Raw genomic sequence first — 25,400 nt, 5'->3', positions numbered from 1 at the left:
GTCGTTCCTCCTCGATAGGGCTGGTCTGCGCGGGAGCGCGGCGTCGTCGATGCCCGCACCTAGTATCTCCGTTCTTGGGGGCGATCCGAACAGGAGGGGCGGAGAAGCTGTGGAATTCATCGGCGGAGGACGTCTTGAGGTCCGTATCACCAGGGCTGACGTGGGAAAACGAGTCTCCGTTCGGTACGTGACGGAGGCGCCGTCGGCGGGGGGCAGGTTCACCGACGCGGTCGGAGTTCTCACATCATGGGATGACGCTGTGCTGCTGATCACACGAAAGAGCGGCGAGAGCGTCCGGATCCCGGACTCCGCGCTCGTCGCGGGCAAGGTCGTCCCGGCCGCCCCCGCACGCCGGCGCGGCCCCTCGGCGACCTTCCCCGAGCTCGCACGGGCCACCGCGCGCGCGTGGCAGCCGGTCGAGAGCGAGGCCCTCGGCGAGTGGACCCTGCGGGCCTCCGAGGGCTTCACGCGGCGCGCCAACTCCGTCCTGCCCCTGGGTGATCCGGGGCTGCCGGTCGCCGACGCCCTGCTGCACGTACGCGCGTGGTACGCGGCGCGGAACCTCCCGGCGTACATACAGACGGCCACCGGCGCCGAGGGCACGCAGGAGCTGCTCTGCGCCGCGCTCGACCGGTACGGCTGGCGGCGTGAGGTCTCCGCCGAGGTCCGGATCGCGGCCCTCGCCCCGATCGGCGACCTGGACGCCGACGTCTCCGCCGTACGCCTCTCCCGCACCGTCGACGAACCGTGGCTGCGCCGCTACCAGCGCTTCGGCGAACCGGGCCCCGGCGTCCTGAAGGTCCTCACCTCGGGTCCGAGTGTGTGGTTCGCGTCCGTGGCGGGCACGGGAGAGGTACCCGCGGCGATCGGGCGGTGCGTCGTCGACGGACGCTGGGCCGGCTTCATGGCCGTCGAGGTCGACCCGGCCCACCGGCGCCGTGGCCTGGCGACGACCGTCATGACGGCGCTCGCCCGGCAGGCCCTCGACGAGGGCGCCTCGGCGGCCTGGCTCCAGATGGAGGCCGACAACGGCGGCGCGCGGGCGCTGTACGACGGCCTGGGCTTCACGGCCCACCACCACTACCACCACTACCGATGGGCGGAGGCGTGACGGACGAGGGACCACCGGAGCCGGGTGACGACGGGGCGGACGGCGACGCGGGCGGCCCCCGGGACGGCGAGGCGGGCGGCCCCCGCGGCGATGACGCCGGCGACGCGGTCGACTGGCGGCGGGAGTTCGCCGAGGAGGCTCGGGGGGAGCGGCCCGATCTCGCGCGGCTCTGTCTGCTCATCGGGGCCGTCGCCGATCCCACGGTCACCCGGCACGACCTCGACGCGGCCGAGATCGAGCTCGACCGCCTCGCCGGGCTCGTCCCGTACGCGACGCGGATCACCGGTGACTGGACCGGTGAGCTCGCCGCGCTCCTCGGCCGTCACGAGGGTTTCGTGGGCGTCCCCGCCGACTACCAGCGCCTGGAGTCCTCGCTGCTGCACGAGGTGCTCCGGCGCCGCCGTGGTCTGCCCATCCTGCTCTCCGTCGTCTGGATGGAGGTCGCCCGCCGGGCCGGTGCCCCCGTGTACGGGCTCGGGCTGCCCGGCCACTTCGTCGTCGGCTTCGGCGACCCGGCCGACCTGAACCTCGCCGACCCCTTCGCCGGCGGGCGCCCCATGACCGGCACGGACGCCGAACTCCTGGTGGCCGGCGCGACGGGCGAGGCGCTCGACCGCTCGATGCTCCGGCCCGCCGAGCCCGGCGCGATCGTGCTGCGCGTCCTCAACAACATCCGCGCCTGGGCGGCGCCCCGGCCGGAACGCTCCGACGTGGCCCTGTGGGCGGTGGAACTCTCCCTGCTGCTCCCCTCCCACCCGGCCAGGCTCCGCTACGAGCGCGCCGAGCTGCTCGTCCAGCGCGGCCAGTTCCTGACCGGAGCGGCCGAGATGGAGGCGTACGCGCAGGTGATGGACGCGGTGGACCCGGAGTCGGCGACGACGATCCGGCGCCGCGCCCAGGCGGCCCGGGCCCGGCTGAACTGACCGCTCCGCTCCGTGTCTCGCGGATCACGCGGCGGATTCGGCCTGATCGGCGTCCGCGGCCACTAGGATCCCTTCCGCGTTCACGGGGGAGGGTGATCACATGCGTCCTTGGACGCCGAACGACCCGTCACAGGTAGGACCGTTCCGTACGGTCGCGGTGCTGGGGCAGGGCGGAATGGGCCGGGTCCTGCTCGGCGTGGCCGCCGACGGACGGCTTGTGGCCGTCAAACAGGTGCACGACGACCTCGCCGACGACGAGGGCTTCCGGTCCCGCTTCCGGCGCGAGGTCGACGCCTCGCGCCGGGTCTCGGGCGCCTACACCGCGCCCGTGGTGGACGCCGACCCGGACGCGGCGACGCCCTGGCTGGCCTCGCTCTTCCTCCCCGGGCTCGCGCTCAGCGAGGTGCTCGCGGCGGGCGTCCTGCCCGAGGAGTCGGTACGGCAGGTGGCCGCCGGCCTCGCTCAGGCGCTGGCCGACATCCACCGGGTGGGTCTCGTGCACCGGGACCTGAAGCCGTCGAACGTGATGCTCACCGACGACGGCGTCCGGGTGATCGACTTCGGCATCGCCCGCGCCGCGGACCACCTCACGAAGCTGACGCACACGGGCGCCCTCATCGGCTCCCCCGCCTTCATGGCACCCGAGCAGATCCGGGGCGAGACCCCGGGCCCCGCCGCCGACGTCTTCGCGCTCGGCGCCACCCTCGCGGTCGCCTGCACGGGAAGGACACCGTTCAACGGCGCCTCCGCGCCCGCCCTGATGTACAGCATCGCCCACGAGGAACCCGACCTCGGCGCCGTACCGACCGGCCTGCGCGGTCTCGTCGCGGCCTGTCTCGCCAAGGATCCGGCGCAGCGCCCCTCCCCCCAAGAGCTGGTCGCCCTCACCGGGCCGGTCCCGCCGTCGGCACGACCCTGGCCGGAGGCCGTGCACCGGCGGATCGCGGAGCAGCGGGCGGAGATCGACCGCCTTGTGAGCGCGGTGCCGACGGCCGCGCCCGCTCCCCTCCCGCACCCTGCCCCGGTACGGAGCCGGGGCCGCCGGCGCTGGACGGCCGCCGCCGTCACCGCCGGGGTCCTCGCGGTCGCCGGGGCGGTGGGCGCGGCGACGGGCTGGGCGGGCGACGTGTACTACATGGTCGTCGACGAGCCCGTACCGACGCCGGGGAACGTGCCGCTGAGCCAGGTCGCCGACAAGTACACGGGCACCCTCCCGTCCTGCGTGGAAGCGGGCACGGCGCTGAAGACGCCGAGCGGATTCACCCTGACACGGTTCGCGGGCAACGGGACGCGCCCCCGCCCGAAGGACGGCAAGACGTCGAACCAGTGCACGTGGAACACCCGCTCCGGCGACCAGATCGTCCTCGTCTGGGATGTCTTCCGGGGCAAGGCCGGCGGCCCCACCGGCGCCGAACTCGCCAAGACCGACCACGAAGGCATGTACATGCGTGGCACCACCCACCGGACCTTCACCCTCGGGTTCGTGGAGGAGGCCCTCTGGTACAAGCCCGACGGGCAGTACTGCGTGCTGTACGCCCGGGACGTCAACCTGGACCTCTTCGTCCAGGTGAAGGGGCCGAACCACCCCCTGGGCACCTGTGAGGCCGTGACCGAGGACAGCGCGAGACAGGCCGTCGCGCTGGTGAAGACGGAGGCGAAGGCACCGTGACACGCCCCCTGGGCCCCACCGACCCGCGCACGGCCGGCCCCTACCGGCTCCTCGCCGAACTGGGGCGCGGCGGCATGGGCCGCGTCTTCCTCGGCGCCGCGCCCGACGGCCGGCTCGCCGCCGTGAAGCGGGTGCACGCCAGACTCGCCGCCGACGACGGCTTCCGCGCGCGGTTCCGGCGGGAGGTCGAGGCCTCCCGGAAGGTGTCCGGCGCCCGCACGGCGGCCGTGATGGCCGCCGACGCGGACGCGCCCACGCCGTGGCTGGCCTCCGTGTTCGTCGCCGGGCCCTCCCTCGGGGCGGCGGTGGAACGGTCCGGCAGCCTGCCCGCCGAGACGGTGCGGCGGCTCGCCGTACAGCTGGCGACGGCCCTCGACGAGATCCACCGGGCAGGGCTCATCCACCGCGACCTGAAGCCGGAGAACGTGCTGCTGTCGGACGACGGTGCCCGGGTCATCGACTTCGGCATCGCGCGGGCGGCCGAGGGCGGCGACGTCACCGAACTCACCGCGACGGGCCTGGTCATCGGTTCGCCGGCGTTCATGTCGCCCGAGCAGGCGGAGGGGAGGGAACTCACCCCCGCGAGCGACGTGTTCTCCCTGGGCTCGGTCCTGGTCCTCGCGGCGACCGGCACGAGCCCGTTCGCCGCCGCCTCGACCCTCCAGTCGCTCTACGACGTCGTCCACACCGAACCCGACCTCTCCGCCGTGCCCCAGGAGCTGCGGGGCCTCCTGACGTGGTGCCTGGCCAAGGACCCGGCGGCCCGGCCGGCCCCCGCGCAGCTCCTCGCCGCCCTCGGCCCGGCGGCGCCGGCGGCCCGCCCGTGGCCGCCCGCCGTCCACGCGATGGCCGCCGACCAGCAGCGGGCCGTCGACCACCTCCTCGCGCGGGGCGCCGACGACGATCCCGAGCGCACGGTGGTCGTGCCGCCCGGCGGAGGCTCCGCCGAGCCGACCGCCGTGGCCACCCGGCTCGCCGCCGCGCCCGCCCGACGGCGACGGCGGTGGCCCCTCGTCGCGGGCGCCGTCGCCCTGTGCGTCCTCGGCGCGGGGGCCTGGTGGTACGCGCGCGGCGAGGGCGTCGCCGGGCCCCCGGACCTCTACCTCGCGATGCCGATCTGCGCGGAGGTGGCTCCCGAACTCCCGCTCCCCGAGCGGCGGCCGGACCAGGACGCGTACACCGATTACTCGGACCACGCCGAGACCAGCTGCTCGTGGAACGACAAGGACGAACCGCAGTCGGACGGCTGGAACTACTACGCCCACGCCACCGTCCGCTGGGACCTCCGCCGCAGCGCGGGCACGGACGAGAACGCGACGGAGCGCCAGGAGAGCGAGTTCGCGGACGACGCGGAGGGCGAACGCCCGGAGAACGGCCTGGCGTTCGCGGACGAGGCCTTCTGGAGCGCCCCGGGCAACGCGCAGACGACGTGCACGCTGTACGCCCGCAAGGGGAACCTGGTCGTGACCGTGAGCCTGGGAGGCAAGAGGCATCCGGCCGAGACGTGCGAACGGGAAGCGAAGAGCATCGCGGAGGCGGCGGTGCGTGCGATGCCGCGCGCCTGAGCGGCAGATCGTCGAGGCGGAGGAAGGCCGGAGAAGAGGAAAGAGGGGGGCGGGGCGACCGGATTCGAACCGGCGTCCTCCGAGATGTCATCGCGGCGCATTACCTCTGTGCTACGACCCCGCCCTTGGACGACAGCGTAGGCGGCGGGTGACGTGCGGACGAACCTTTTTTCGGCCGCCGTCTTTCCACGCGGCGCCCGCGTCGCGCGCCGTCCCGCCCGGGGTCGGCGGCAGAATGCGGGCATGCCTCTGACCGCAGACATCCTCGTCGCCCTCGTCGCGCTGCTGCACGCCTACATCCTGGTGATGGAGATGTTCCTGTGGCAGAAGGCGATCGGCCGTCGCTTCTCCGGCTTCGACGCGGCCATGGCCCGTGACACCGCCGCCATGGCCGCCAACCAGGGTCTCTACAACGGCTTCCTCGCCGCCGGTCTGGTCTGGGGCCTCATCGCCGACGACCCCACCGGCTTCCGCGTCCGCGTCTTCTTCCTGTCCTGCGTCGTCGTCGCCGGGATCTACGGCGCCGCCACCGCCAACCGCCGCATCCTCTTCGCCCAGGCCCTGCCCGGCGCGCTCGCCCTCTCCGCGGTGCTCGTGTCCCGCTGAAGGGCCCCTGGGGACAGCGGACGCGGAAGAGCCCCCGTCCCGGGAGGGCGGGGGCTCTTGGACCGGGGGCGGGTGCGGTCAGCCCTCGCCGCTGAGGTCGATCGTCTTCGTCCGCTCCGCCTGCGTCTTGCCGCGGAGCGCGTCGCCCATCACGAAGGCGACGTCGTCGGCGGAGACCTCGTGCTTGGTGCCGTCGCCCTTGGTGATCATGATTCCGTCGAAGGTGCCGTCGAGGAGCCGGTCGATCGCCTTCTTGTCGTAGACCTCGACCAGCCGGCCGTCGACGGCCTTCATGGAGAGGATCTGCGGCAGGGACCGCGCGGGGCCGAAGTCGATGTACTTGCCGCCCGCGTAGATCCGGATCAGACCGGACATGGCCGGAGTGGCGAACTCCTTCATCGCCCGGTCCAGCTCGGCCTTGGTGATGCTCGGCCTGCGGGTCGTCACCGGCAGTTCGACGAGCCTGTTCTGGCCCGTCTCCACCTGGGCGCGGAAGGCGTCCTGGACGGAGATCATCGAGCGCTGGAGATCGACGGCCTTGCCGGGCTTGCCCTCGACGGCGGTCACCTTGTTCGGGGCGAACAGGATGGTGCCCTCGGTCGCGGAGGCGGAGGTGCCGGCGAGGTCGCGCAGGGCGACGGCGAGCTTCTCCTTGTCGACCGGGAACACGGGCTTGGCGACCCGCTCGCCGCCGAAGAGGGAGCCGATGACGGAGACGGGGTTGTAGTCGGCGCCCGCGGCGGCGCGCACGGTCTCCTGGCTGTCGAGCGACAGACCCGCCTTGTCGGGGGGCAACTGGACCTTCTGGCCGCCGAGCCCGAGCTGGAGCGGGGTGGCGGCGCGCTTGCCGAGGGCCGCCTCCAGCTTGTTGACGGCCTCCTCCTTCGTACCGCCGCCGATGTCCACGCCGAGCACCGTGGTGCCCTTGGGGACGTCGGAGTGGTTGAGGAGCAGTCCGGCGCCGTAGGCGACCCCGGCGAGGCCGAAGAGTCCGACGGCGAGGAGGACCAGCTTGGAGCGGCCCTTCTTCGCGGGCGCGCGGCCGGGCGCGGGCGTCTGGCGCGGCACGGGAGCCGGAGCGGGCGCGGGGCTCGCCTGCTCCTCGACGCGGGGGGTGAGGTTCGGGCGGGCCGCCTTCGGCGGGACGACGGGGATGCCGCTGGTGAGCGTGTCCCCGGAAATGTGGCCGCTGCCGTCGTGCGCCCCGGGTCCCGGGGCAGGGGCGGGTGCCTGCGGGGTGAGGATCGCGGTGTCGTCGGACATGCGGGGGGCGCCGCCGGGGAACGGGGAGCCCGCGCCCTGGCCCTGGCCGGGCCTCTTGGCCTGTCCCGGGCCGCCCAGGGAGGCGGTGCCGGTGACCGGGCCCGTGGTGGGGCCGGTCGGCGCGGCCGCGCCCGGGCCCCGGTACGCGGGCGTGCCGCCGGCCGGCGTCCCGGTGTACAGGGGGGTTCCGGCGGCGGGCGTGCCCTCGTAGCCGGGGGTCCCGTCGTACCTGGGGGTTCCGGCGGCGGGCGTGCCCTCGTAGCCCTGGGCTCCCGCGCCGGGCGCGCCCTCGTAGCCCGGCGTTCCGTCGTACATCGGCGTGCCCCCGGCAGGGGTCCCGCTGTACATCGGCGTGCCCCCGGCGGGGGTTCCGTCGTACCTCGGCGTGCCGCCGGCCGGCGTGCCCGTGTACATCGGCGTGCCGCCCGTCGGCGGGCCGCTGTCGTACAGCGGGTTGCCGGGGGACGGCTGGGCCGCGACCGGGCGGCTCGACGGGGTGCTGCCGACCGTCGGGACGCCGGAGGTCGCGGAGCCCGCGAAGCCCGTGCCCTGGGCGTCCCGCCCGGCGGGGGACGGCTTGGGGGCCGGGGCGGGTGCCGACGGCGGTGCGGACGCGGGGGCCGGGCTCTGGGGCGCCGCCTTGCGGGGGGCGAACCAGTCGCTCGTCGCCTTCGCCTTGGGCGCCTCCTCGGCCTGCGGCGGCTCGGGGGCCGCCACCGGCGCGGGCTCCGGCTCCACGGCGGGAGCGGGCTCGGGCGCGGGTTCCGGCGCGGGCGTCTCGTTGACCGTCTTGCGGACGACGACCGGCGGGATCGGACGCGAACCCGGGATGTTGATCCGGATACGGGTCGTCAGGGTCGTCTCGGTCTTGGGCTCCTCCGGCGGAGCGGGCGCGGCGGTCTCCTCCGGCGCGTCCTGCGAGGGGTGGAGCGACGGATACTGGCGGGATCCGTACGGCGGTGTACCCGAGGGGTACGCGGCTCCACCGCGCCCCTGGGCGCCGGAGGACGAACTGTCAGTCTCTCGACCAGTTTCACGACTCAAAGCAGGATCTCCCGGTTGGCTCCACCGCCCGCTCTTGCTGATGCTCGTATAACCCGGGCGGTTCGGCGGCGCGCACCACCATACTGGCCGCCGCCGTCATATACCCGACCCCCTGGTGACGGACGACGGGCAATCCGGCCGAAGTCAGGGCGTCCCCGGACTCAAGTCGTCCTGTTCAAGGGGTCGGTCGCGGCAGCCGGGACAACGTGGCGCACATCACAGCGAGGGCCATGCCTCCGAAGAGGAAGAGCAGCTCGCCCACGCCTCCGGCGAACACCCCGTCGCCCTCGGGGCGTCCGAGGCTGAGCAGGATGACGGCGAGGAGCCAGCCGGCGCCGCCGGTGACGACGCCGGTCTGGGTGCCGGTGGCGCGCAGTCCGCCGTAGAAGAGGGCGGCGGTCGCGAGGAGCGCGAGGAACAGGCCGCCGGGGAGCCAGGCGGCCTGGACGAGGGCGCCGGCGGTGCCGACGAGGGCGCCGAGGACGACAAGGGCCGCGTACCAGGCGAACCGGGTGTTACGGGATGTGGGCAGCGCGCCGGGCGTGGAGGTGCTCACGCGGTCACCCCCGCGAAGAGGTCCGTCTCGCGCTCGCCCGCGGGGGCGCCGGAGACGCCCTGGACCAACTCGTAGTACTCGGTGGTGAAGATCGGCTGGCCGAGGTCGTTGGAGAGGGCGAAGAAGGGGCCGTCGACGGCGACTTGGGTGGCGTGGGCGGCCATCGCCGCGCTCTTGCGGGCGGTGTGCTCAGGACTCGCGTCGATCTCGGCGGTGATGCGGTCCTCTTCGACGACGCCGGGGACGTCGTCGATCGCGGCGACGGCCGGGAAGACGGAGCCCTCGGCGCGCAGCCGTGCGAAGGCGGCCTCGGCGACGGGGCGGGGGACCCTGTTCCAGTAGATCTTGGCGATCGTGTGGGCGGGTCCGAGTCCGGGCCGGTAGGCCGGGTCGGCGGCGAGTTCGGCGGCGCGCATGGCGACGCGGTGGGCCTGGATGTGGTCGGGGTGGCCGTATCCGCCGTCGGGGTCGTAGGTGACGAGGACCTGCGGGCGGATCTCCCTGATCACCTCGACGAGGTGGGGGGCGGCGGTGTCGACGTCGGTGTTCCAGAAGGCGTTGTCGCGCTTGTTCTGTTCGGCGCCCATCATCCCGGAGTCGCGGAAGCGCCCGGGGCCGCCGAGGAAGCGGTGGTCGGTGACGCCCAGCTCGCGCATCGCGGCGGCGAGTTCGCCGACACGGTGGGGGCCGAGCCGGTCCTCCCGGTCGGGGGCCAGGTGGGCGAGGCCGGGCGGGATGACCTCGCCCTCCTCGCCGAGCGTGCAGGTGACGAGGGTGACGAGGGCGCCCTCGGCCGCGTACCTGGCCATGGTGGCGCCGTTGTTGATCGACTCGTCGTCCGGGTGCGCGTGCACGAGCAGCAGACGGCGGGCGGGGAGATCGGACATGTCCCCACCCTACGAGGTCGGACCGGGTGGCAGGTCAGTACGTGCGGGGTCTCAGAACTTGAGCCCGCCGACCATGTTCGCCACGTTCGTGGTGAGGGTGCTGATGGACGGGGCGATGGACGAGCTCGCCAGGTAGAAGCCCAGGAGCGCGCAGACCGCCGCATGTCCCGCCTTCAACCCGGATTTCCGGATCAGAAGGAAGACGACGATCGCCAGCAGCACCACCACGGAGATCGAGAGTGCCACGGCGGTTCACCTCCACACTTCTTCGGTCGGATATTCGAGCGGTTCGGTCGATCAGCATGTGCCAGGGGGCATGCCGGTCGGATGCATACCCACCTAGCGCTACGGATCATAACTATCCGTGCGGCCGCATCGATCGGCGGACAGAGGCACGAGGGGGGCGCACAGCGCTAGTTTCAGCCGCATGACCTTGTCTCGACAGCAGTCGGCCACACCCTCGGCCGGGCTCTCCTTCCCCCGCCAGCACGCCAGGACCCAGCGGTTCACCCTGGGGGTCCCGCGTGCCTTCTCGATCTCCCCGGACGCGGAGCGCGTGGTGTTCGTCAGGTCCGCCTCGGGGACGGACCGTTCGCACCGGCTCTGGGTCCTCGATCTGCCCCGGGACGGCGGCCCGCCCGCGGAGCGCGTGGCGGCCGACCCGGAGCTGCTGCTCGCGGGGGCGGAGGAGGAGTTGTCGCCGCAGGAGCGGGCGCGCCGGGAACGGAGCCGGGAGGGCTCGGCCGGGGTGGTGTCGTACGCGGTGGACGGGGCCGTGGAGTTGGCGGCGTTCGCCCTGTCGGGGCGGCTGTTCACGGCGGAGCTGCGGGCGGGGACGGCGCGGGAGCTGCCGGTGCCGGGACCGGTGATCGACCCCCGGCCCTCGCCGGACGGACGGCTCGTGGCGTACGTGACGGAGGGCGCGCTGCGGGTGGTGGGCGCGGACGGTGCGGGCGACCGGGAGCTGGCCGCCCCCGAGGACGGTCAGGTCTCCTACGGATTGGCCGAATTCATCGCCTCGGAGGAGATGGGCAGGGAGCGGGGTTTCTGGTGGTCCCCCGGCTCGGACCGGCTGCTCGTCGCCCGCGTGGACGACCGGGCGGTGCGGCGCTGGTGGATCTCCGACCCGGCGCACCCGGACCGGGAGCCGCAGCCGGTGGCGTACCCGGCGGCCGGCACGGACAACGCGGAGGTGCGGCTGTTCGTCGTGGGCCTCGACGGGGCTCGTACGGAGGTGCGGTGGGACCGGGAGCGGTATCCGTACCTGGCGCGGGTCCACTGGTCGGCGGCCGGGCCTCCCCTGCTCCTCGTCCAGGCACGGGACCAGCGCGAGCAGCTGTTCCTCGCGGTGGACGCGGAGTCCGGGGAGACGAGGACCGTACGGGAGGAGGCGGATCCGGTGTGGCTCGAGCTGCTGCCCGGGGTACCGGCGTGGGCGCCCGACGGGCGGCTCGTGCGCGTCACGGACGAGAGCGGGGCCCGTGCCCTGGCCATCGGCGATGAGACGCTCACCGGTGCCGGGCTGCATGTGCGGGCCGTGCTCGACATCGGGGACGAGGACGTCCTCGTGTCCGCTTCGGCGGGCGCGGACGCGGCCTACCCCGAGACGGGCGAGGTCCATGTGTACCGGGTGACCGGCGCGGGCGCCGAGCGGCTGTCCGGGGGCGTCGGGGTGCACGGCGCGGTGCGGTCCGGGCCGGTGACCGTCCTCGTGTCGGCGCGGCCCGAGGCCCCGGGGAGCGTGGCGCGGGTGCTGCGGGACGGCGAACAGGTCGCGGTGGTGGCCTCGTACGCCAAGGAGCCGGTGATCACCGCCCGGGTGCGGCTCACGGAGGCGGGCGCCCGGCGGATCCCGTGCGCGGTGCTGCTGCCCTCCGGGTACGAGGAGGGGGACGGGCCGCTGCCGGTCCTGATGGATCCGTACGGCGGTCCGCACGGGCCTCGGGTGGTCGCCGCCCACAATCCGCATCTGACGTCCCAGTGGTTCGCCGACCAGGGCTTCGCGGTGGTCGTGGCGGACGGGCGGGGCACGCCGGGCCGCTCCCCCGCCTGGGAGAAGGCCATCGCGCGGGACTTCTCGCCGACGCTCGACGACCAGGTGGAGGCGCTCCAGGGGCTCGCCGGGCGCTTCCCGCTCGATCTGGGGCGGGTCGCGATCCGCGGCTGGTCGTACGGCGGGTACCTGGCGGCGCGGGCGGTGCTCCAGCGGCCCGACGTGTTCCACGCGGCCGTCGCGGGTGCGCCGGTGACGGACTGGCGGCTGTACGACACCCACTACACGGAGCGGTACCTGGGCACCCCGCAGGACGATCCGGAGGTGTACGCGGCGACGTCGCTGCTCACCGACGACGGCCTGTCGGCGCCGGAGGTCCCGGTGCGGCCGATGATGATCGTCCACGGTCTCGCGGACGACAACGTGGTGGTCGCGCACGCCCTTCGGCTCTCCTCCGCGCTCCTCGCCGCCGGCCGGCCGCACGAGGTGCTGCCGCTGACCGGGGTCACGCACATGACGCCGCAGGAGCAGGTCGCGGAGAACCTGCTCCTGCTCCAGGTGGACTTCCTGAGGCGGTCCCTGGGCCTGCCGGGGGAGGGCTGAGTCACCAGCCGGGCGGCGGCGGGTAGGGCGGCGCGGGGGGAGGCATCCGGGCCGGCGGGTAGGGGCCGGGTGCGGTGGCGGGGGCGCCGCGCCCGGCGAGGAGCGCGAGCACCGCGATTCCGGCGAGCAGTCCGAAGAAGGCGCTGAGGACGTCCATCTGTGCGGCGGTTCCGATGTCCGCGAAATGGCCGACGAGTTCGTAGCGGGCGGTCCGCGCGATCTCGGCGATGCCGCCGGCCGTGAGGAAGACCCCGGCGAGCAGCCCGTAGGACCGGCTGTGGCGGGCCCGTACGAAGGCGGAGACGGCGGCCGTGCCGTACAGGGCGGCGAGGACGAGGGAGAGCCAGCCGGGCGGGGGCGCGAGGGCCGCCTTGAGGACGGACCGGCCGCCGATGAACCGGTCGACGGTGATCTCCAGGGGCAGTTCCGTGGCCCAGTACAGCTCCCACAGGACCGTGACGAGCGTGGCGACGGCGAGCAGGATCCCGGCGGTGATCGCGGGGCCGGTACGCGGGCGCGTGGCCGGCTGCTCGTACGAGGCGGTGACGGGGCGGCGGCCGACGGCCGCGGTGATGACGAGACCGGCGGCGAGGGCCAGTTCGAGGAACGCGGTGACGAGGGCCCCGCTCGTCGGCGCCCACAGTCCGGGCAGGCGCAGGGCGAGGGTGACGGCGCCGGTCGCGGCGAGCGCGGAGGCCGCGTGGCGCGAGCGGAGGGCGGCGACGGCGGTGGCGGCGGAGACGGCGAGGAGCACCGGGTCGACGAGGGAGGTGGCGGACCGCCCCCGGATGAGGAAGTGGTGGTCCCCCGCCCAGTACCACGCGAGGTCGGCGGGTGAGCCGAGCGCGGCGAGGTCCTTGAGGATCCACACGGCGGCGATGAGGGCGAGCGCGGCGCAGAGCGCGGCGCCCGTGAGACGTGCCGGTCGTGTCACAGTCACGGTCCCGATACTCTCGGTCGCCATCCGCCGAAACAAGCGGTTCCGCGTTTCCCACCGGTGACGGACAGCCGGCCGGGGCGCAAGAACGTCCCGGCCGGCTACGGCACCCGCACGGCCGTACGTTGTCGAGTGTGGGGTGTTCGTATATCGGATCCGCTTCCGTCAAGTTGCCCGGGTGTTAAGGCGTTTCGGGTTTCCGGAAGAAGCGGCGTCGTGGTGGGGTGTCGGGCTCGTCCGTGCCGTGTTCGTCCGTGTCGTGTTCCGGGGGGACGACCTGCTTCTCCTCGGCGAAGTGGCAGGCCGAGGGGTGTCTCGCCGGGCTGTCGGTGAGCCGGAACTCCGCGGGGACGGCGAGGAGCGGGACCTCCAGGGCGCAGCGTTCCTGGGCCTTCCAGCAGCGGGTGCGGAAGCGGCAGCCGGAGGGGATGTTGGCCGGGGAGGGGACGTCGCCGGTGAGGATGATGCGTTCGCGGTGGGCCCGCGCCTCGGGGTCGGGGACCGGGACGGCGGAGAGCAGCGCCTGGGTGTAGGGGTGGGTGGGGTGGTCGTAGATCTGGGTGTCGGTGCCGATCTCGACGATCCGGCCGAGGTACATGACGCCCACGCGGTCGGAGATGTGCCGGACGATCGACAGGTCGTGGGCGATGAAGACGTACGACAGGGAGAACTCGGTCTGGAGGTTCTCCAGGAGGTTGACGACCTGGGCCTGGACGGAGACGTCGAGCGCGGAGACGGGTTCGTCGGCGACGATGATCTCGGGCTGGAGGGCGAGGCCGCGGGCGATGCCGATGCGCTGGCGCTGGCCGCCGGAGAACTGGTGCGGATAGCGGTTGATGTACTCGGGGTTGAGGCCGACGACGTCGAGGAGGTCCTGGACCTTCTGCCGGCGGGAGCCCTTGGGGGCGACCTCGGGGTGGATCTCGTACGGTTCGCCGATGATGTCGCCGACCGTCATGCGCGGGTTGAGCGAGGTGTACGGGTCCTGGAACACCATCTGGATGTTGCGGCGGACGGCCTTGAGCGCGCGCGGGGAGAGTCTGCTGATGTCCTCCCCCCTGTAGCGGATCGAGCCGGACGTCGGCCGCTCCAGGTTGACGAGCATCTTCGCCACGGTCGACTTGCCGCAGCCGGATTCGCCGACGATGCCGAGGGTCTCTCCCGCGGCGAGGTCGAAGTCGACCCCGTCGACCGCCCTGACGGCGCCGACCTGCTTCTTGAAGAGGATGCCCTGGGTGAGCGGGTAGTGCTTGTGGAGGCCCCGGACTTCGAGAATCGCCTCGGACGACCCGGTCGCCCCAGTCGCCCCGGTCGCCCCGGTCGCCCCGGTCGTCCCGGTCGACTCAGCCATGGAGGCACTCCTTCCAGAAGTGGCAGGCGCTGGCGCGCGGCACGGGGGACTCGGTCACCTCGTACAGCGGGGGTACGTCGGTCCTGCAGCGGTCCCTGGCGAGGGGGCAGCGGGGGTTGAAGGCGCAGCCTGGCGGGATGTTCAGCAGGTTGGGCGGCAGGCCCTTGATCGCGTACAGCTCCTGGCCCTTCTGGTCCAGGCGCGGGATCGATTCGAGGAGGCCCTTGGTGTAGGGGTGGGCGGGGGCCTTGTAGATCTCGTGGACGGGGGCGCGTTCGACGATCCGGCCGGCGTACATGACGGCGATCTTGTCGGCGACGTCGGCGACGACGCCGAGGTCGTGGGTGATGAGGATGAGTCCCATGTGGAGTTCGCGCTGGAGCTCGGCGAGGAGGTCCATGACCTGGGCCTGGACGGTGACGTCGAGGGCGGTGGTGGGCTCGTCGGCGATGATCAGCTCGGGTTCGAGGGCGAGCGCCATGGCGATCATGATGCGCTGGCGCATGCCGCCGGAGAACTGGTGAGGGTACTGGCCGACGCGTTCCTTGGCGGCGGGGATGCGGACCCGGTCCATCAGTTCGACGGCCCTGGCCTTGGAGTCCTTCCGTGACATTCCCTTGTGGACCTGGAACATCTCGCCGAGCTGGTCGCCGACGCTGAGGACGGGGTTGAGCGAGGACAGGGCGTCCTGGAAGACCATCGCCATCTTGGCGCCCCGGACCTTGCGCCGTTCCTCCTCCTTGAGCTTCAGGAGGTCCTGGCCCTGGAACAGGATCTCGCCCTGGGTGATCTTCCCGGGGGGCATGTCGAGGATGCCCATGACGGCCTGGGCGGTGACGGACTTGCCGGAGCCGGACTCGCCGAGGACGGCGAGGGTCTCGCCGGCGTCGACGGAGTAGTCGACCCCGTTGACCGCCTTGGCGACCCCGTCCCGGGTGTGGAACTCCACGTGCAGGTCGCGCACTTCGAGCAGCATGGGTCCCTACCTCAGCTTGGGGTCGAGGGCGTCGCGGACGGCGTCGCCGAGCATGATGAAGGCGAGCACGGTGATGGCGAGCGCGCCGGAGGGCCAGAGCAGCATGTGGGGCGCGTTGCGGATGTACTGCGACGCCGAGGAGATGTCGATGCCCCAGGACACGGTCGGCGGCTTCAGGCCGACGCCGAGGTACGACAGGGTCGCTTCGAGCGCGATGTACGTGCCGAGGGCGATGGTGGCGACGACGATCACCGGGGCGACGGCGTTCGGCGTGATGTGGCGGAGCAGCATCCGGGAGTTGGAGGCGCCGAGCGCGCGGGCGGCATGGACGTAGTCGTTCTGCTTGACGGTGATGACGGAGCCTCGGGCGATGCGGGAGATCTGCGGCCAGCCGAGGAGCACCATGAAGCCGATGACGGGCCAGACGGTGTTGCTGGTGACGACGGACAGCAGGACCAGGCCGCCGAGGACGACGGGGATCGCGAAGAAGACGTCGGTGATGCGGGAGAGGACCGCGTCCCAGGCGCCTCCGAAGAATCCGGCGAGGCCGCCGAGGACCGAGCCGAGCAGGGCCACGCCGAGGGTGGCGAGGACGCCGACGGTGACGGAGGTGCGGGCCCCGTAGACCGTACGGGTGTAGACGTCGCAGCCCTGGCCGTTGAAGCCGAAGGGGTGGCCCGGCTGGGAGCCTTCCTGCGCCTTGGAGAGGTCGCAGTCCAGCGGGTTGCCGGAGGCGATCAGGGAGGGCCAGAGCGAGATCACGACGAGGAAGAGGATGATCAGGCCGGAGATGATGAAGACCGGGTTCCGCCGCAGGTCGCGCCAGGCGTCGGACCAGAGCGAGCGGGCCTTCCGGTCGGGGCCCGTGCCCTCCGGGCCGCCGGGCGTCTTCTCCAGGCTCTCGCCCTCGTCCATCGCGAGGTCGGTTCCGGCTCCGGCTCCGGTGTGGTCGATCGCGCGGCCGTCGTCGAACGGCTGAGGCTGCTCAGGCATAGCGGATCCTCGGGTCAAGGACGGCGTACAGGAGGTCGACCAGCAGGTTGGCGAGCAGGAACACCAGGACGAGGACGGTCACGAAGCCGACGACGGTCTGGGTGCTCTGCCGGAGGATGCCCTGGAAGAGCTGGTAGCCGACGCCGTGGATGTTGAAGATCTGCTCGGTGACGATGGCTCCGCCCATGAGGGCGCCGATGTCCGTTCCGATGAAGGTCACGACAGGGATCAGCGAGTTGCGCAGCAGGTGCTTGAGGACGATCCGGCGCCTGGGGAGCCCCTTGGCCAGGGCGGTGCGTACGTAGTCGGCGCGCTTGTTCTCCGCCGTCGAGGTCCGGGTGAGCCGGATGACGTAGGCGAGGGACACGGAGGCGAGGACGAGGCCCGGCACGATGAGTTCGTCGAACGTCGCCTCCGACGACACCGCTGGGTCGATCCAGCGCCACTTCACTCCCAGGACCAGCTGGATGAGGCGGCCGGTGACGAACGTCGGGATCGCGATCACGATCAGGGTGAGGACGAGCACCAGCGTGTCGACGGGGCGGCCCCGGCGCAGGCCCGTCACGACGCCCAGGCTGATGCCGATGACGATCTCGAAGAGGATGGCGACGATCATCAGTCGGATGGTGACCGGGAAGGCGTTCGCCATCAGCTCGGTGACCTCCTGGCCGTTGAAGGCCGTGCCGAAGTCGCCGGTGAAGACGTTGCCCATGTAGGTCAGGTATTGCTGCCAGACGGGCTTGTCGAGGCCGAACTCCTTCTTGAGCTGGGCGGCGGTCGCCGGGTCGCACTGGCGGTCGCCGCACAGTCCGGCGATGGGATCGCCCATCACGTTCACCATCAGGAAGATCAGCAGCGTGGCGCCGAAGAAGACCGGGATCATCTGCAGCAGTCGCCGGATCACATAACGACCCATGAGGGGCTCCGGGGGAAGGGTTGGCTCCGGGGGACGGTGTGAGGAAGGCGTACGGCCCGGCGCGGGGGTCCGCGGGCCGGGCCGTACGCCTTCGGCCTGCTACGGCGTCAGTCGACCTTGATCTGGTCGTAGACCGGGACGCTGAAGGGGTTCAGGGAGACGTTGGAGACGCGCTCCGAGTAGCCGGCGCTGCCGTTCTGGTACCAGAGCGGGATGGCGCCCATGTCGTCGCGGAGGACGCCCTCGGCCTCCTGGAAGATCCCGACGGCCTTCGCGGTGTCCGGCTCGGCGTTGGCCCGGTCGATGAGCTTGTCGAACTCGGGGCTCGTCCACTTGCCGTCGTTGGACGAGGCGTTGGTGTAGTACAGCGGCTGCAGGAAGTTCTGGATGAGCGGGTAGTCCATCTGCCAGCCGGCGCGGAAGGGGCCCTGGAGCTTCTGCGTGGTGACCTGGTTGCGGTAGTCGGCGAAGGTGCCGACGGGGTTGCCGACGCAGGCGCGGTCGTTGCCGAGAGCCCGGTTGATGGAGTTGCAGACCGCGTCGACCCATTCCTTGTGGGAGCCGGTGTCGGCGTTGTACGAGATCTTCATGGTGCCGCCGGGGATGCCGCCGCCCTCCGCGACCAGCTTCTTCGCCTCGGCCGCGTCGTACTTGCAGAAGTCGCCGCAGACGTCCTTGAAGCCCCCGTCCTCGCCGAGGACCGGGGAGGTCCAGTCGACAGCGGGGGTGCGGGTCTTCTGGAAGATCGTCTCGGTGATCTGGGCGCGGTCGATGGCCCGGGAGAGGCCCTGGCGGAGCTTCTCCTGTCCCGGCTTGTTCCAGGCCGCGTCGTAGAACGGGAACGACAGGGTCTGGATGATGCCGGCGGGGACGTTGATGTACCGGTCGCCGAGGTCGGCCTCGACGTTCTTGAGCTGGGAGGCGGGCACGTCGTCGACGAGGTCGAGGTTGCCCGCCGTCAGGTCGGTGTACGCGGTGTTGTTGTCGGTGTAGACCTTGAGGGTCACACCGCCGTTCTGCGCCTTGTCGGTGCCGGGGTAGCCGTCCCAGCGCTTGAGGGCCATCTGGGAGCCCTTGGAGTACGAGTCGACGGTGTACGGGCCGTTGCCGACGGGCTTCGAGAGCCAGCCGGCGTGGTCGTCGAAGAAGGCCCTGGGGAGCGGTGCGAAGGCGGCGTAGCCGAGGGTGACGGGCCAGGTGGAGAACTTCTGGGTGAGCTTGACCGTGAAGGTCTGCGGCCCGGTGACCTTGAGGCCCGAGAGGGTCTCGGCGGTCGGCTCGCCCTTCTCGGGGTGGACCTTGTCGTAGCCCTCGATCTGGCCGAAGAAGTAGGCGTTCTTCTGGTTGTTCTTCAGATGGGCGGCGTAGTTCCAGGCGTCGACGAAGGACTTGGCGGTGACCTTCTCGCCGTTGGAGAAGGTCCAGCCGTCCTTGACGGTGATGGTGAAGTTGGTCGAGTCGGTGGTCTCGATCTTCTCGGCGAGCATGTCCTTGGCCTCGCCGGTCTTCGGGTCGTACTGCTTGAGCCCGCGGAAGATCATGGAGAGGACCTTGCCGCCCTGGACCTCGTTGGTGTTGGCGGGCTCCAGCGGGTTCTGCGGGTCGCCCCACGAGGAACTCACGATGCCGTCGGCACCTCCGCCGCCGCCGCTGTCGTCGCCGCCACCGCAGGCGGTCGCCGCGAGGGCGACGGCGGTGGCCAGAGCGGCCCACTTGGCGTGCGTGGCTCCGCGCATGGAGTGCCTCCCGAATGTCCTAAGCATGACTTAGGCCCCAATATCACCCGATATGGAAGGGGGTGCACTTTAACGACGACCGGATGGACTCCCCGGTCTCCGTGACACGACGAAGGGCGCCCCGATCCGTACGTACGGATCGGGGCGCCCTTCGTCGTGTCACGCGCTCAACACGTCAGTGCACCGGGACGACCTGCTTCTCCTCGGCGAAGTGGCAGGCCGAGAAGTGCGCGGCCGGGGTGTCCTGGCCCTGGAAGCGCTGCGGGACCGCGAGGACCGGCGTCTCCTGCGAGCACTTCTCCTGCGCCTTCCAGCAACGGGTGCGGAAGCTGCAGCCCGATGGCGGGTTCGCCGGCGAGGGGACGTCACCGGTGAGGATGATCCGCTCGCGGTGCGCGCGGGCCTCCGGGTCCGGCACCGGCACCGCGGAGAGCAGCGCCTGGGTGTAGGGGTGCGTCGGGTGCTCGTAGATCTGCTCGTCCGTACCGATCTCGGCCATCTTGCCGAGGTACATGACGCCGACGCGGTCCGAGATGTGCCGGACGATCGACAGGTCGTGCGCGATGAAGAGGTAGGAGAGGTTGAACTCGTCCTGGAGCTTCTCCATCAGGTTGATGACCTGCGCCTGGACGGATACGTCCAGGGCCGACACCGGCTCGTCGCAGATGATGATCTCCGGGTTGAGCGCGAGGCCGCGGGCGATGCCGATGCGCTGGCGCTGACCGCCGGAGAACTGGTGCGGGTACCGGTTGATGTACTCCGGGTTGAGACCGACGACGTCGAGGAGCTCCTGCACCTTGCGGCGCCGGTCGCCCTTCGGGGCCACCTCGGGGTGGATGTCGAAGGGCTCCCCGATGATGTCGCCGACCGTCATGCGCGGGTTGAGCGAGGTGTACGGGTCCTGGAACACCATCTGGATGTTGCGGCGGACGGCCTTCAGCGCGCGCCCGGACAGCTTGGTGATGTCCTGGCCCTTGTAGAAGACCTCGCCGGCGGTGGCCCGCTCCAGGTTCATCAGGAGCTTGGCGACCGTGGACTTGCCACAGCCGGACTCGCCCACGATGCCGAGGGTCTCGCCCTGGTAGAGGTCGAAGGAGACCCCGTCCACGGCCTTGACCGCGCCGACGGACTTCTTGAAGAGGATGCCCTGCGTCAGCGGGAAGTGCTTCTTCAGTCCGCGCACCTGGAGGATCGGCTCGCCGCGACCCACGGGGGCCTCGATGGCGGCTACGGCCTCCGCCTCGGATGCGGCCACGGCCTCGTCGTTCTTGCTGAGGTCAGCCATGGATCGTCTCCTTCCAGAAGTGGCAGGCGCTCTTACGGCCCGGGAGATCCGCGCCGTCCTGCTCGGTGACCGGCGCCAGGGCCGGGATCTCCGTACGGCAGATGTCGTCGGCCTTGGGGCAGCGCGGGTTGAAGGCGCAGCCGGAGGGCACGCGGAGCAGGTTGGGCGGGAGGCCCTTGATCGCGTAGAGCTCCTGGCCCTTCTGGTCCAGGCGCGGGATCGAGTCGAGGAGACCCCGGGTGTACGGGTGGGCCGGGCGGCCGTACAGCTCGTGGACCGGCGCCTGCTCGACGATCCGGCCGGCGTACATCACGGCGATCTTGTCCGCGACGTCGGCGACGACGCCGAGGTCGTGGGTGATCAGGATCAGGCCCATGTTGTATTCCCGCTGGAGCTCCGCGAGGAGGTCCATGACCTGGGCCTGGACGGTCACGTCGAGAGCCGTGGTGGGCTCGTCGGCGATGATCAGGTCCGGCTCCAGGGCGAGCGCCATGGCGATCATGATGCGCTGGCGCATACCGCCGGAGAACTGGTGGGGGTAGTCGGAGACCCGCGCCGCGGCGGCGGGGATCTTGACCTTGTCCATCAGCTCGATGGCCTTGACCTTGGCGTCCTTCTTGGACAGGCCCTGGTGCACCCGGAACATCTCGCCGAGCTGGTAGCCGACGCTGAGGACCGGGTTGAGGGAGGACAGCGCGTCCTGGAAGATCATCGCGATCTTCCGGCCGCGGATCTTCCGCCGGTCCTCCTCGGCCATCTTCAGCATGTCCTGGCCGCGGAACAGGATCTCGCCCTGCGGGATCCTGCCGGGCGGCATGTCGAGGATGCCCATGATGGCCTGCGCGGTGACGGACTTGCCGGAGCCGGACTCGCCGAGGACGGCGAGGGTCTCGCCGGCGTTCACCGAGTAGTTGACACCGTTGACCGCCTTGGCCACACCGTCACGGGTGTGGAACTCGACGTGCAGGTCACGGACTTCGAGCAGCGGACCGTTGTGGTCGGATCCGTCGCGCGGCGCGGGGACGGCCGCGGTCTTGTCGATGATGCTCATCTTTTACGCCCTCCTCAGCGCAGCTTGGGGTCGAGGGCGTTGCGGACGGCTTCGCCGAGCATGATGAACGCCAGAACGGTGAGGCTCAGCATGATCGACGGGTACAGCAGGATGTGCTGCGACGTACGGATCGCCTGAACACCCGCGGAGATGTCGACACCCCACGAGACGGTCGGGGAGGCAAGACCCAGGCCCAGGTAGGACAGGGTGGCCTCGGCCGAGATGTAGCCGCCGAGCGCGATGGTCGCGACGACGATCACCGGGGCCATGGCGTTCGGCAGGATGTGCCGGAAGAGGATCCGGCCGGTGCCGGCGCCGAGGGCCTTCGCCGCGTGGACGTAGTCGGCGTGCTTGACCGTGATCACGGCGCCGCGCATGACGCGGGCCATCTGCGTCCAGCCGAGGAAGGCGAGGGCGAAGACGACGACCCAGACGGTGCGGTCGACGAACGCCTGCAGGACGACCATGGCGCCGAGCAGGAACGGGATGCCGAAGAAGATGTCGGTGATCCGGGACATCAGCGCGTCGATCCAGCCGCCGAAGTAGCCGGCGATCATGCCCGTGATGCCGCCGACGACGGTGACGATCGCGGTGACGGCGATGCCGACGATGATCGAGGCACGTGTGCCGTAGATCAGTCGGGCGTAGACGGAACGGCCCTGGATGTCGTAGCCGAGCCAGCCCGCGGAGCCGATGTCGCCGAGCTCCGGCTTGCCCACGTAGTGGTTGACGAGGTCACCGGTGGTGGGCGAGGCGCTGGTGAACAGGCTCGGGAAGGCGGCGATCAGCAGCAGGAAGAAGATCAGCACCGACGACACGAGGAAGTACGGGTTGCGGCGCAGGTCGCTCCACGCGTCGCCCCAGAGGCTGCGGGCCTTCTCGGCCTTGGCCTCGGACACGTCCACCGAGGGGGTGGCGACGGCGTCCTCGGCGGCCGCGGTCGCGGTCTTGGTCACGTCAGGCATACCGGATCCTCGGGTCCAGGACCGCGTACAGCAGGTCGATGAGCAGGCTGGTGATGAGGTAGACGACGACCAGGATCGTGACGAGGCCGACGAGGGTGGTGCCCTCGCGCCGGGTGATCGACTCGTAGATCAGACCACCGACACCCTTGACGTTGAAGATGCCTTCGGTGACGACCGCGCCGCCCATGAGGGCGCCGATGTCGGTACCGAGGAAGGTGACGACCGGGATCAGCGAGTTGCGCATCAGGTGGACGCCGATGACACGGTGCTTCGGCAGGCCCTTGGCGACGGCCGTGCGCATGTAGTCCGCGCGCAGGTTCTCCGCCATGGACGTGCGGGTGAGCCGTGCCACGTAGGCGAGGGAGAGGCCGCCGAGGACGATGGCCGGAGCGATCATCTCGGAGAGCAGCTGGTCGTTGCTGACGTTCGGTGCGATCCAGTCGAGCTGGAAGGCGAACACCATCTTGATGATGAAGCCGAGCACGAAGACCGGGATCGAGATGATCAGCAGCGTGAAGATCAGGATGGCGTTGTCGGCCAGACGGCCGGCGCGGAGACCTGCGATGACGCCGAGGCCGATGCCGAAGATCAGCTCGACGGCGAAGGCGAGCGCTGCGAGCTGCAGCGTGACGGGGAACGCGTCCCCCAGCACCTCGGTGACGGGACGGTCGTTGCGGATCTGTGTCCCGAAGTCGAAGTGGAAGAGGATCCCACTGATGTAGTCCCAGTACTGCTTCAGGATGTGCTGGTCGAGACCGAGCTTGTGTCTGATCTCCGCGATGGTGGCGGGCGAAGCGCCCTTGTCGCCGAACAGTCCGGCCACGGGGTCACCGGGCAGGCTGTAGACCATGAGGAAGATCAGCAGGGTTGTCCCGAAAAAGACCGGGATCATCTGGAGCAGTCGTCGTGCGACATAGCGCCCCATCATGCCTCCGTTGAGATGTGACGGCCGCAGCCGAGGGCCCTCCCGCGACGGACCGGCCCGTTTCCGGGCACGGTGATGTCGTGGAAGGGCCCCCCAGCCACTGCGTAAGGCACCGAGACGGGACTGACGATCCGTCAGTCCCGAGACGGCGTGCGGACTACGCTTGGGTGATTACTTCTTGACCTCGACGCCGGTCAGGATCGGGTCGCCGTCCTGACCGTAAGCCACGCCCGAGACCTTCTCGGAGTAGCCCGCGTTGACCTTGTAGTACCAGAGCGGGATGGACGGCATGTAGTTGACCAGGTCCTTCTCGATGGCCTGGAACTGCTTGACCGACTCGTCGAGCGTCGCCGCGGAGTCAGCCTTGGCGATCTTGGCGTCCAGCGCCTTGTTGGAGAAGTCGCCCTGGTTGCCCGCCGCACCCGTGCGGAACAGGTCCGAGATGAAGTTGGCGTTCACCGGGTAGTCGAGCACCCAGCCGGAGCGGTAGAGCGACTTGACCTGCTTCGTCTTACGAGCGGTCAGGTCGGCCTGGAAGTCCGGCTTGCCGTCGCCGACACACTGGACGGACGTGGCCTGGGTGATGGAGTTGCAGACAGCGTCCACCCACTCCTTGTGGCCACCGTCGGCGTTGAACTGGATCGAGATCTTGTTGCCGGGGACGCCGCCGCCGGCCTTGATCAGGTCCTTGGCCTTCGCCGGGTCGAACTTGGTGACGCCGGCGCCACCGTCCTCCTGGAAGCCCAGGACACCCTTGGCGACCCAGCCGGTCGCGGGCTCACGCGTACCCTGCAGCACCGTCTTGGTGATGGTGGCACGGTCGATCGCCATCGACAGACCCTGGATGACGCGCGGGTCGATCTGCTTCGGCTTCTTCCACTGGTCGGCGTAGAAGGCGACGGCCATCGTCTGGATCGCGGAGTACGGCTGGTCCACGGCACGGTCGCCGAGGTCCTGGCGGTAGACCGGGAGGTCCTTCGGCGCGATCTGACGCAGGACGTCCACGTTGCCGGACTTCAGGTCCTCGTACGCGGCCTCGAGGGTGGTGTAGTTCTTGAAGACCACACCGCCGTTCTTCGCCTTGTTCGGGCCCTTGTAGTCGTCGTAGCGGACGATCTCGATCTTCTTCTTGTGGTCCCAGCTCTTGAACTTGTAGGGACCGTTGCCGACCGGCTTCTGACCGGCGGCCTTCGTGTCCTTGTAGAAGGACTCGGAGAGCGGGGCGAAGACGATGTAGGCGAGCTTGTGGCCGAAGTACGGAACGGCCTTCGACAGCTCGATGGTGAAGGTGTTCTCGTCGACGATCTTCAGGCCGTCCAGCTTGTCCGCGGTGGGCTTGGCGCCCTCCTCGGCCGGGCTGAGCTTCTCGAAGCCCTTGATGTCGGCGAACCACGAGTTCAGACCCATGGCGTTCTTGACGTTGGCGTTCCAGTTCCACGCGTCCACGTAGGACTTCGAGGTCACCGGGGTGCCGTCGTGGAAGGTCCAGCCCGGCTTGAGCTTGACGGTCCAGGTCTTCGAGTCCGTCGTGGTGACCGACTCGGCGTTGATCATCTCCAGGGAGCCGTCAGCCTTGTAGTCGACCAGGGTCGAGAACAGGCCGGCCATCACGGCGGAGCCGTTGGACTCCATCGTGTCACCGGTGTACAGGGGCTTCTCAGGCTCGCCCAGCTCCACGGAGAAGATCCCGTTCGGGTCAACAGCGCCCTTGGCGTCGCCGCTGTCGCTCTTACCCCCGCCACAGGCGGTCGCAGCAAGGGCAACGATGATCGCGCCCGTTACCCACTTGGCGCTCTTGGCACCGCGCATGGGTTCCTCCTCATGAGTCCACTTTTGTCACTACAAGGGGGGCACTCCGAGTTCTGCCGACACCCCTGACGGCTTTGGACTCAAGTACCCCGAGTGTGCTCGTGAGTCGGCACTCCCCACAGTGCGTGACCCATTGACCCGAGCTCAATGGAGCCAACTATTAAGTACGTCCGGGCCGTAAACCACACTTAAGTGGTCTCGGTTTGACAACATCACTACACCCTCGGATACCGAAA

At 70.8% G+C, this 25,400-nt stretch carries 21 protein-coding genes and 1 tRNA gene; 6 read left to right on the top strand and 16 right to left on the bottom strand.

Translation table 11 applies throughout. The annotated features are described in order from the left end of the window. Positions 1-109 precede the first annotated feature (109 nt). The 4 genes from ACZ4VK_RS17760 (at position 110) to ACZ4VK_RS17745 (ending at position 5,268) form a co-directional block, all read left to right on the top strand. Complete coding sequence (locus ACZ4VK_RS17760; RefSeq protein WP_468353203.1) at positions 110-1,111, top strand: GNAT family N-acetyltransferase; 1,002 nt, start codon at positions 110-112, stop codon at positions 1,109-1,111. Next, entirely contained in the window at positions 1,108-2,034 is a 927-nt protein-coding gene (locus tag ACZ4VK_RS17755) for a transglutaminase family protein (protein ID WP_468353201.1), read from the top strand. The genes ACZ4VK_RS17760 and ACZ4VK_RS17755 overlap by 4 nt, the downstream gene beginning before the upstream one ends. A gap of 100 nt (positions 2,035-2,134) precedes the next feature. Beyond that, positions 2,135-3,703 carry a serine/threonine-protein kinase gene (locus tag ACZ4VK_RS17750; RefSeq protein ID WP_468353199.1) on the top strand — a complete coding sequence of 523 codons (1,569 nt, stop codon included), beginning with the start codon at positions 2,135-2,137 and terminating at the stop codon, positions 3,701-3,703. Next, complete coding sequence (locus ACZ4VK_RS17745; RefSeq protein ID WP_468353197.1) at positions 3,700-5,268, top strand: serine/threonine-protein kinase; 1,569 nt, start codon at positions 3,700-3,702, stop codon at positions 5,266-5,268. Before ACZ4VK_RS17750 ends, ACZ4VK_RS17745 begins: the two co-directional genes overlap by 4 nt. Positions 5,269-5,316: 48 nt before the next feature. On the opposite strand, the gene ACZ4VK_RS17740 is transcribed toward ACZ4VK_RS17745, so the two are convergent. After that, a tRNA-Val gene (locus tag ACZ4VK_RS17740) sits at positions 5,317-5,391 on the bottom strand. A 120-nt stretch (positions 5,392-5,511) separates the two neighbouring features. On the opposite strand from ACZ4VK_RS17740, the gene ACZ4VK_RS17735 reads away from it, so the two are divergent. Further along, on the top strand, positions 5,512-5,874 hold the full coding sequence (locus tag ACZ4VK_RS17735; RefSeq protein WP_468353195.1) for a DUF1304 domain-containing protein: 363 nt from the start codon (positions 5,512-5,514) through the stop codon (positions 5,872-5,874). 78 nt (positions 5,875-5,952) lie between these two features. Here the strand turns inward: ACZ4VK_RS17735 and ACZ4VK_RS17730 are convergent, their stop codons facing one another. From ACZ4VK_RS17730 to ACZ4VK_RS17715, 4 genes are all read right to left on the bottom strand, one after another. After that, positions 5,953-8,181, bottom strand: coding sequence for a peptidoglycan binding domain-containing protein (locus ACZ4VK_RS17730; protein WP_468353193.1), 2,229 nt, complete (start codon positions 8,179-8,181; stop codon positions 5,953-5,955). Between the two features lie 175 nt (positions 8,182-8,356). Beyond that, on the bottom strand, positions 8,357-8,737 hold the full coding sequence (locus ACZ4VK_RS17725) for a DUF6113 family protein (RefSeq protein ID WP_468353191.1): 381 nt from the start codon (positions 8,735-8,737) through the stop codon (positions 8,357-8,359). Next, positions 8,734-9,624 carry an N-acetyl-1-D-myo-inositol-2-amino-2-deoxy-alpha-D-glucopyranoside deacetylase gene (gene mshB / locus ACZ4VK_RS17720; protein WP_468353189.1) on the bottom strand — a complete coding sequence of 297 codons (891 nt, stop codon included), beginning with the start codon at positions 9,622-9,624 and terminating at the stop codon, positions 8,734-8,736. The genes ACZ4VK_RS17725 and mshB overlap by 4 nt, the downstream gene beginning before the upstream one ends. A gap of 51 nt (positions 9,625-9,675) precedes the next feature. Further along, entirely contained in the window at positions 9,676-9,870 is a 195-nt protein-coding gene (locus ACZ4VK_RS17715) for a hypothetical protein (RefSeq protein ID WP_030207665.1), read from the bottom strand. A 181-nt stretch (positions 9,871-10,051) separates the two neighbouring features. On the opposite strand from ACZ4VK_RS17715, the gene ACZ4VK_RS17710 reads away from it, so the two are divergent. Continuing rightward, positions 10,052-12,220 carry a S9 family peptidase gene (locus ACZ4VK_RS17710; protein ID WP_468353187.1) on the top strand — a complete coding sequence of 723 codons (2,169 nt, stop codon included), beginning with the start codon at positions 10,052-10,054 and terminating at the stop codon, positions 12,218-12,220. Between the two features lies 1 nt (position 12,221). On the opposite strand, the gene ACZ4VK_RS17705 is transcribed toward ACZ4VK_RS17710, so the two are convergent. The 11 genes from ACZ4VK_RS17705 to ACZ4VK_RS17655 all read right to left on the bottom strand — a co-directional run bounded on the left by ACZ4VK_RS17705 (position 12,222) and on the right by ACZ4VK_RS17655 (position 25,164). Next, on the bottom strand, positions 12,222-13,160 hold the full coding sequence (locus ACZ4VK_RS17705) for a hypothetical protein (RefSeq protein ID WP_468353185.1): 939 nt from the start codon (positions 13,158-13,160) through the stop codon (positions 12,222-12,224). Positions 13,161-13,338: 178 nt separating this feature from the next. Continuing rightward, entirely contained in the window at positions 13,339-14,508 is a 1,170-nt protein-coding gene (locus tag ACZ4VK_RS17700; protein WP_468353183.1) for an ABC transporter ATP-binding protein, read from the bottom strand. After that, positions 14,501-15,484: an ABC transporter ATP-binding protein gene (locus tag ACZ4VK_RS17695; protein WP_468353181.1), complete on the bottom strand. Its 984-nt coding sequence runs from the start codon at positions 15,482-15,484 to the stop codon at positions 14,501-14,503. The genes ACZ4VK_RS17700 and ACZ4VK_RS17695 overlap by 8 nt, the downstream gene beginning before the upstream one ends. A 6-nt stretch (positions 15,485-15,490) precedes the next feature. Next, positions 15,491-16,477 carry an ABC transporter permease gene (locus tag ACZ4VK_RS17690; RefSeq protein WP_468353179.1) on the bottom strand — a complete coding sequence of 329 codons (987 nt, stop codon included), beginning with the start codon at positions 16,475-16,477 and terminating at the stop codon, positions 15,491-15,493. After that, positions 16,470-17,393: an ABC transporter permease gene (locus ACZ4VK_RS17685; protein WP_468353178.1), complete on the bottom strand. Its 924-nt coding sequence runs from the start codon at positions 17,391-17,393 to the stop codon at positions 16,470-16,472. The genes ACZ4VK_RS17690 and ACZ4VK_RS17685 overlap by 8 nt, the downstream gene beginning before the upstream one ends. 107 nt (positions 17,394-17,500) lie before the next feature. After that, positions 17,501-19,129 (bottom strand): peptide ABC transporter substrate-binding protein, encoded by a 1,629-nt coding sequence (locus tag ACZ4VK_RS17680; RefSeq protein ID WP_468353176.1) that lies wholly within the window; start codon positions 19,127-19,129, stop codon positions 17,501-17,503. A 175-nt stretch (positions 19,130-19,304) separates the two neighbouring features. Continuing rightward, a complete protein-coding gene (locus ACZ4VK_RS17675; RefSeq protein ID WP_468353174.1) occupies positions 19,305-20,414 on the bottom strand; it encodes an ABC transporter ATP-binding protein in 1,110 nt (369 codons plus the stop codon). Then, positions 20,407-21,465: an ABC transporter ATP-binding protein gene (locus tag ACZ4VK_RS17670; RefSeq protein WP_468353172.1), complete on the bottom strand. Its 1,059-nt coding sequence runs from the start codon at positions 21,463-21,465 to the stop codon at positions 20,407-20,409. The genes ACZ4VK_RS17675 and ACZ4VK_RS17670 overlap by 8 nt, the downstream gene beginning before the upstream one ends. Positions 21,466-21,479: 14 nt before the next feature. Next, on the bottom strand, positions 21,480-22,430 hold the full coding sequence (locus ACZ4VK_RS17665; RefSeq protein ID WP_468353170.1) for an ABC transporter permease: 951 nt from the start codon (positions 22,428-22,430) through the stop codon (positions 21,480-21,482). Next, positions 22,423-23,355 carry an ABC transporter permease gene (locus tag ACZ4VK_RS17660; RefSeq protein WP_468353301.1) on the bottom strand — a complete coding sequence of 311 codons (933 nt, stop codon included), beginning with the start codon at positions 23,353-23,355 and terminating at the stop codon, positions 22,423-22,425. The genes ACZ4VK_RS17665 and ACZ4VK_RS17660 overlap by 8 nt, the downstream gene beginning before the upstream one ends. A 171-nt stretch (positions 23,356-23,526) precedes the next feature. Continuing rightward, a complete protein-coding gene (locus ACZ4VK_RS17655) occupies positions 23,527-25,164 on the bottom strand; it encodes a peptide ABC transporter substrate-binding protein (RefSeq protein WP_468353168.1) in 1,638 nt (545 codons plus the stop codon). Positions 25,165-25,400: the final 236 nt, after the last annotated feature.

It is taken from the genome of Streptomyces sp. NPDC028711 (assembly GCF_055565415.1).
Note: the sequence above shows the minus strand (reverse complement) of the source record. Positions and strands in the feature narration are given on the sequence as shown.

What these genes read in the sequence shown, in the direction of transcription:
- ACZ4VK_RS17750 (WP_468353199.1), top strand. Translation starts at nt 2,135, where the DNA reads ATGCGTCCTTGGACGCCGAACGACCCGTCACAGGTAGGACCGTTCCGT.
- ACZ4VK_RS17735 (WP_468353195.1), top strand. Translation starts at nt 5,512, where the DNA reads ATGCCTCTGACCGCAGACATCCTCGTCGCCCTCGTCGCGCTGCTGCAC.
- mshB (WP_468353189.1), bottom strand. Translation starts at nt 9,624, where the DNA reads ATGTCCGATCTCCCCGCCCGCCGTCTGCTGCTCGTGCACGCGCACCCG.
- ACZ4VK_RS17710 (WP_468353187.1), top strand. Translation starts at nt 10,052, where the DNA reads ATGACCTTGTCTCGACAGCAGTCGGCCACACCCTCGGCCGGGCTCTCC.
- ACZ4VK_RS17700 (WP_468353183.1), bottom strand. Translation starts at nt 14,508, where the DNA reads ATGGCTGAGTCGACCGGGACGACCGGGGCGACCGGGGCGACCGGGGCG.
- ACZ4VK_RS17695 (WP_468353181.1), bottom strand. Translation starts at nt 15,484, where the DNA reads ATGCTGCTCGAAGTGCGCGACCTGCACGTGGAGTTCCACACCCGGGAC.
- ACZ4VK_RS17690 (WP_468353179.1), bottom strand. Translation starts at nt 16,477, where the DNA reads ATGCCTGAGCAGCCTCAGCCGTTCGACGACGGCCGCGCGATCGACCAC.
- ACZ4VK_RS17685 (WP_468353178.1), bottom strand. Translation starts at nt 17,393, where the DNA reads ATGGGTCGTTATGTGATCCGGCGACTGCTGCAGATGATCCCGGTCTTC.
- ACZ4VK_RS17680 (WP_468353176.1), bottom strand. Translation starts at nt 19,129, where the DNA reads ATGCGCGGAGCCACGCACGCCAAGTGGGCCGCTCTGGCCACCGCCGTC.
- ACZ4VK_RS17675 (WP_468353174.1), bottom strand. Translation starts at nt 20,414, where the DNA reads ATGGCTGACCTCAGCAAGAACGACGAGGCCGTGGCCGCATCCGAGGCG.
- ACZ4VK_RS17670 (WP_468353172.1), bottom strand. Translation starts at nt 21,465, where the DNA reads ATGAGCATCATCGACAAGACCGCGGCCGTCCCCGCGCCGCGCGACGGA.
- ACZ4VK_RS17665 (WP_468353170.1), bottom strand. Translation starts at nt 22,430, where the DNA reads ATGCCTGACGTGACCAAGACCGCGACCGCGGCCGCCGAGGACGCCGTC.
- ACZ4VK_RS17660 (WP_468353301.1), bottom strand. Translation starts at nt 23,355, where the DNA reads ATGGGGCGCTATGTCGCACGACGACTGCTCCAGATGATCCCGGTCTTT.
- ACZ4VK_RS17655 (WP_468353168.1), bottom strand. Translation starts at nt 25,164, where the DNA reads ATGCGCGGTGCCAAGAGCGCCAAGTGGGTAACGGGCGCGATCATCGTT.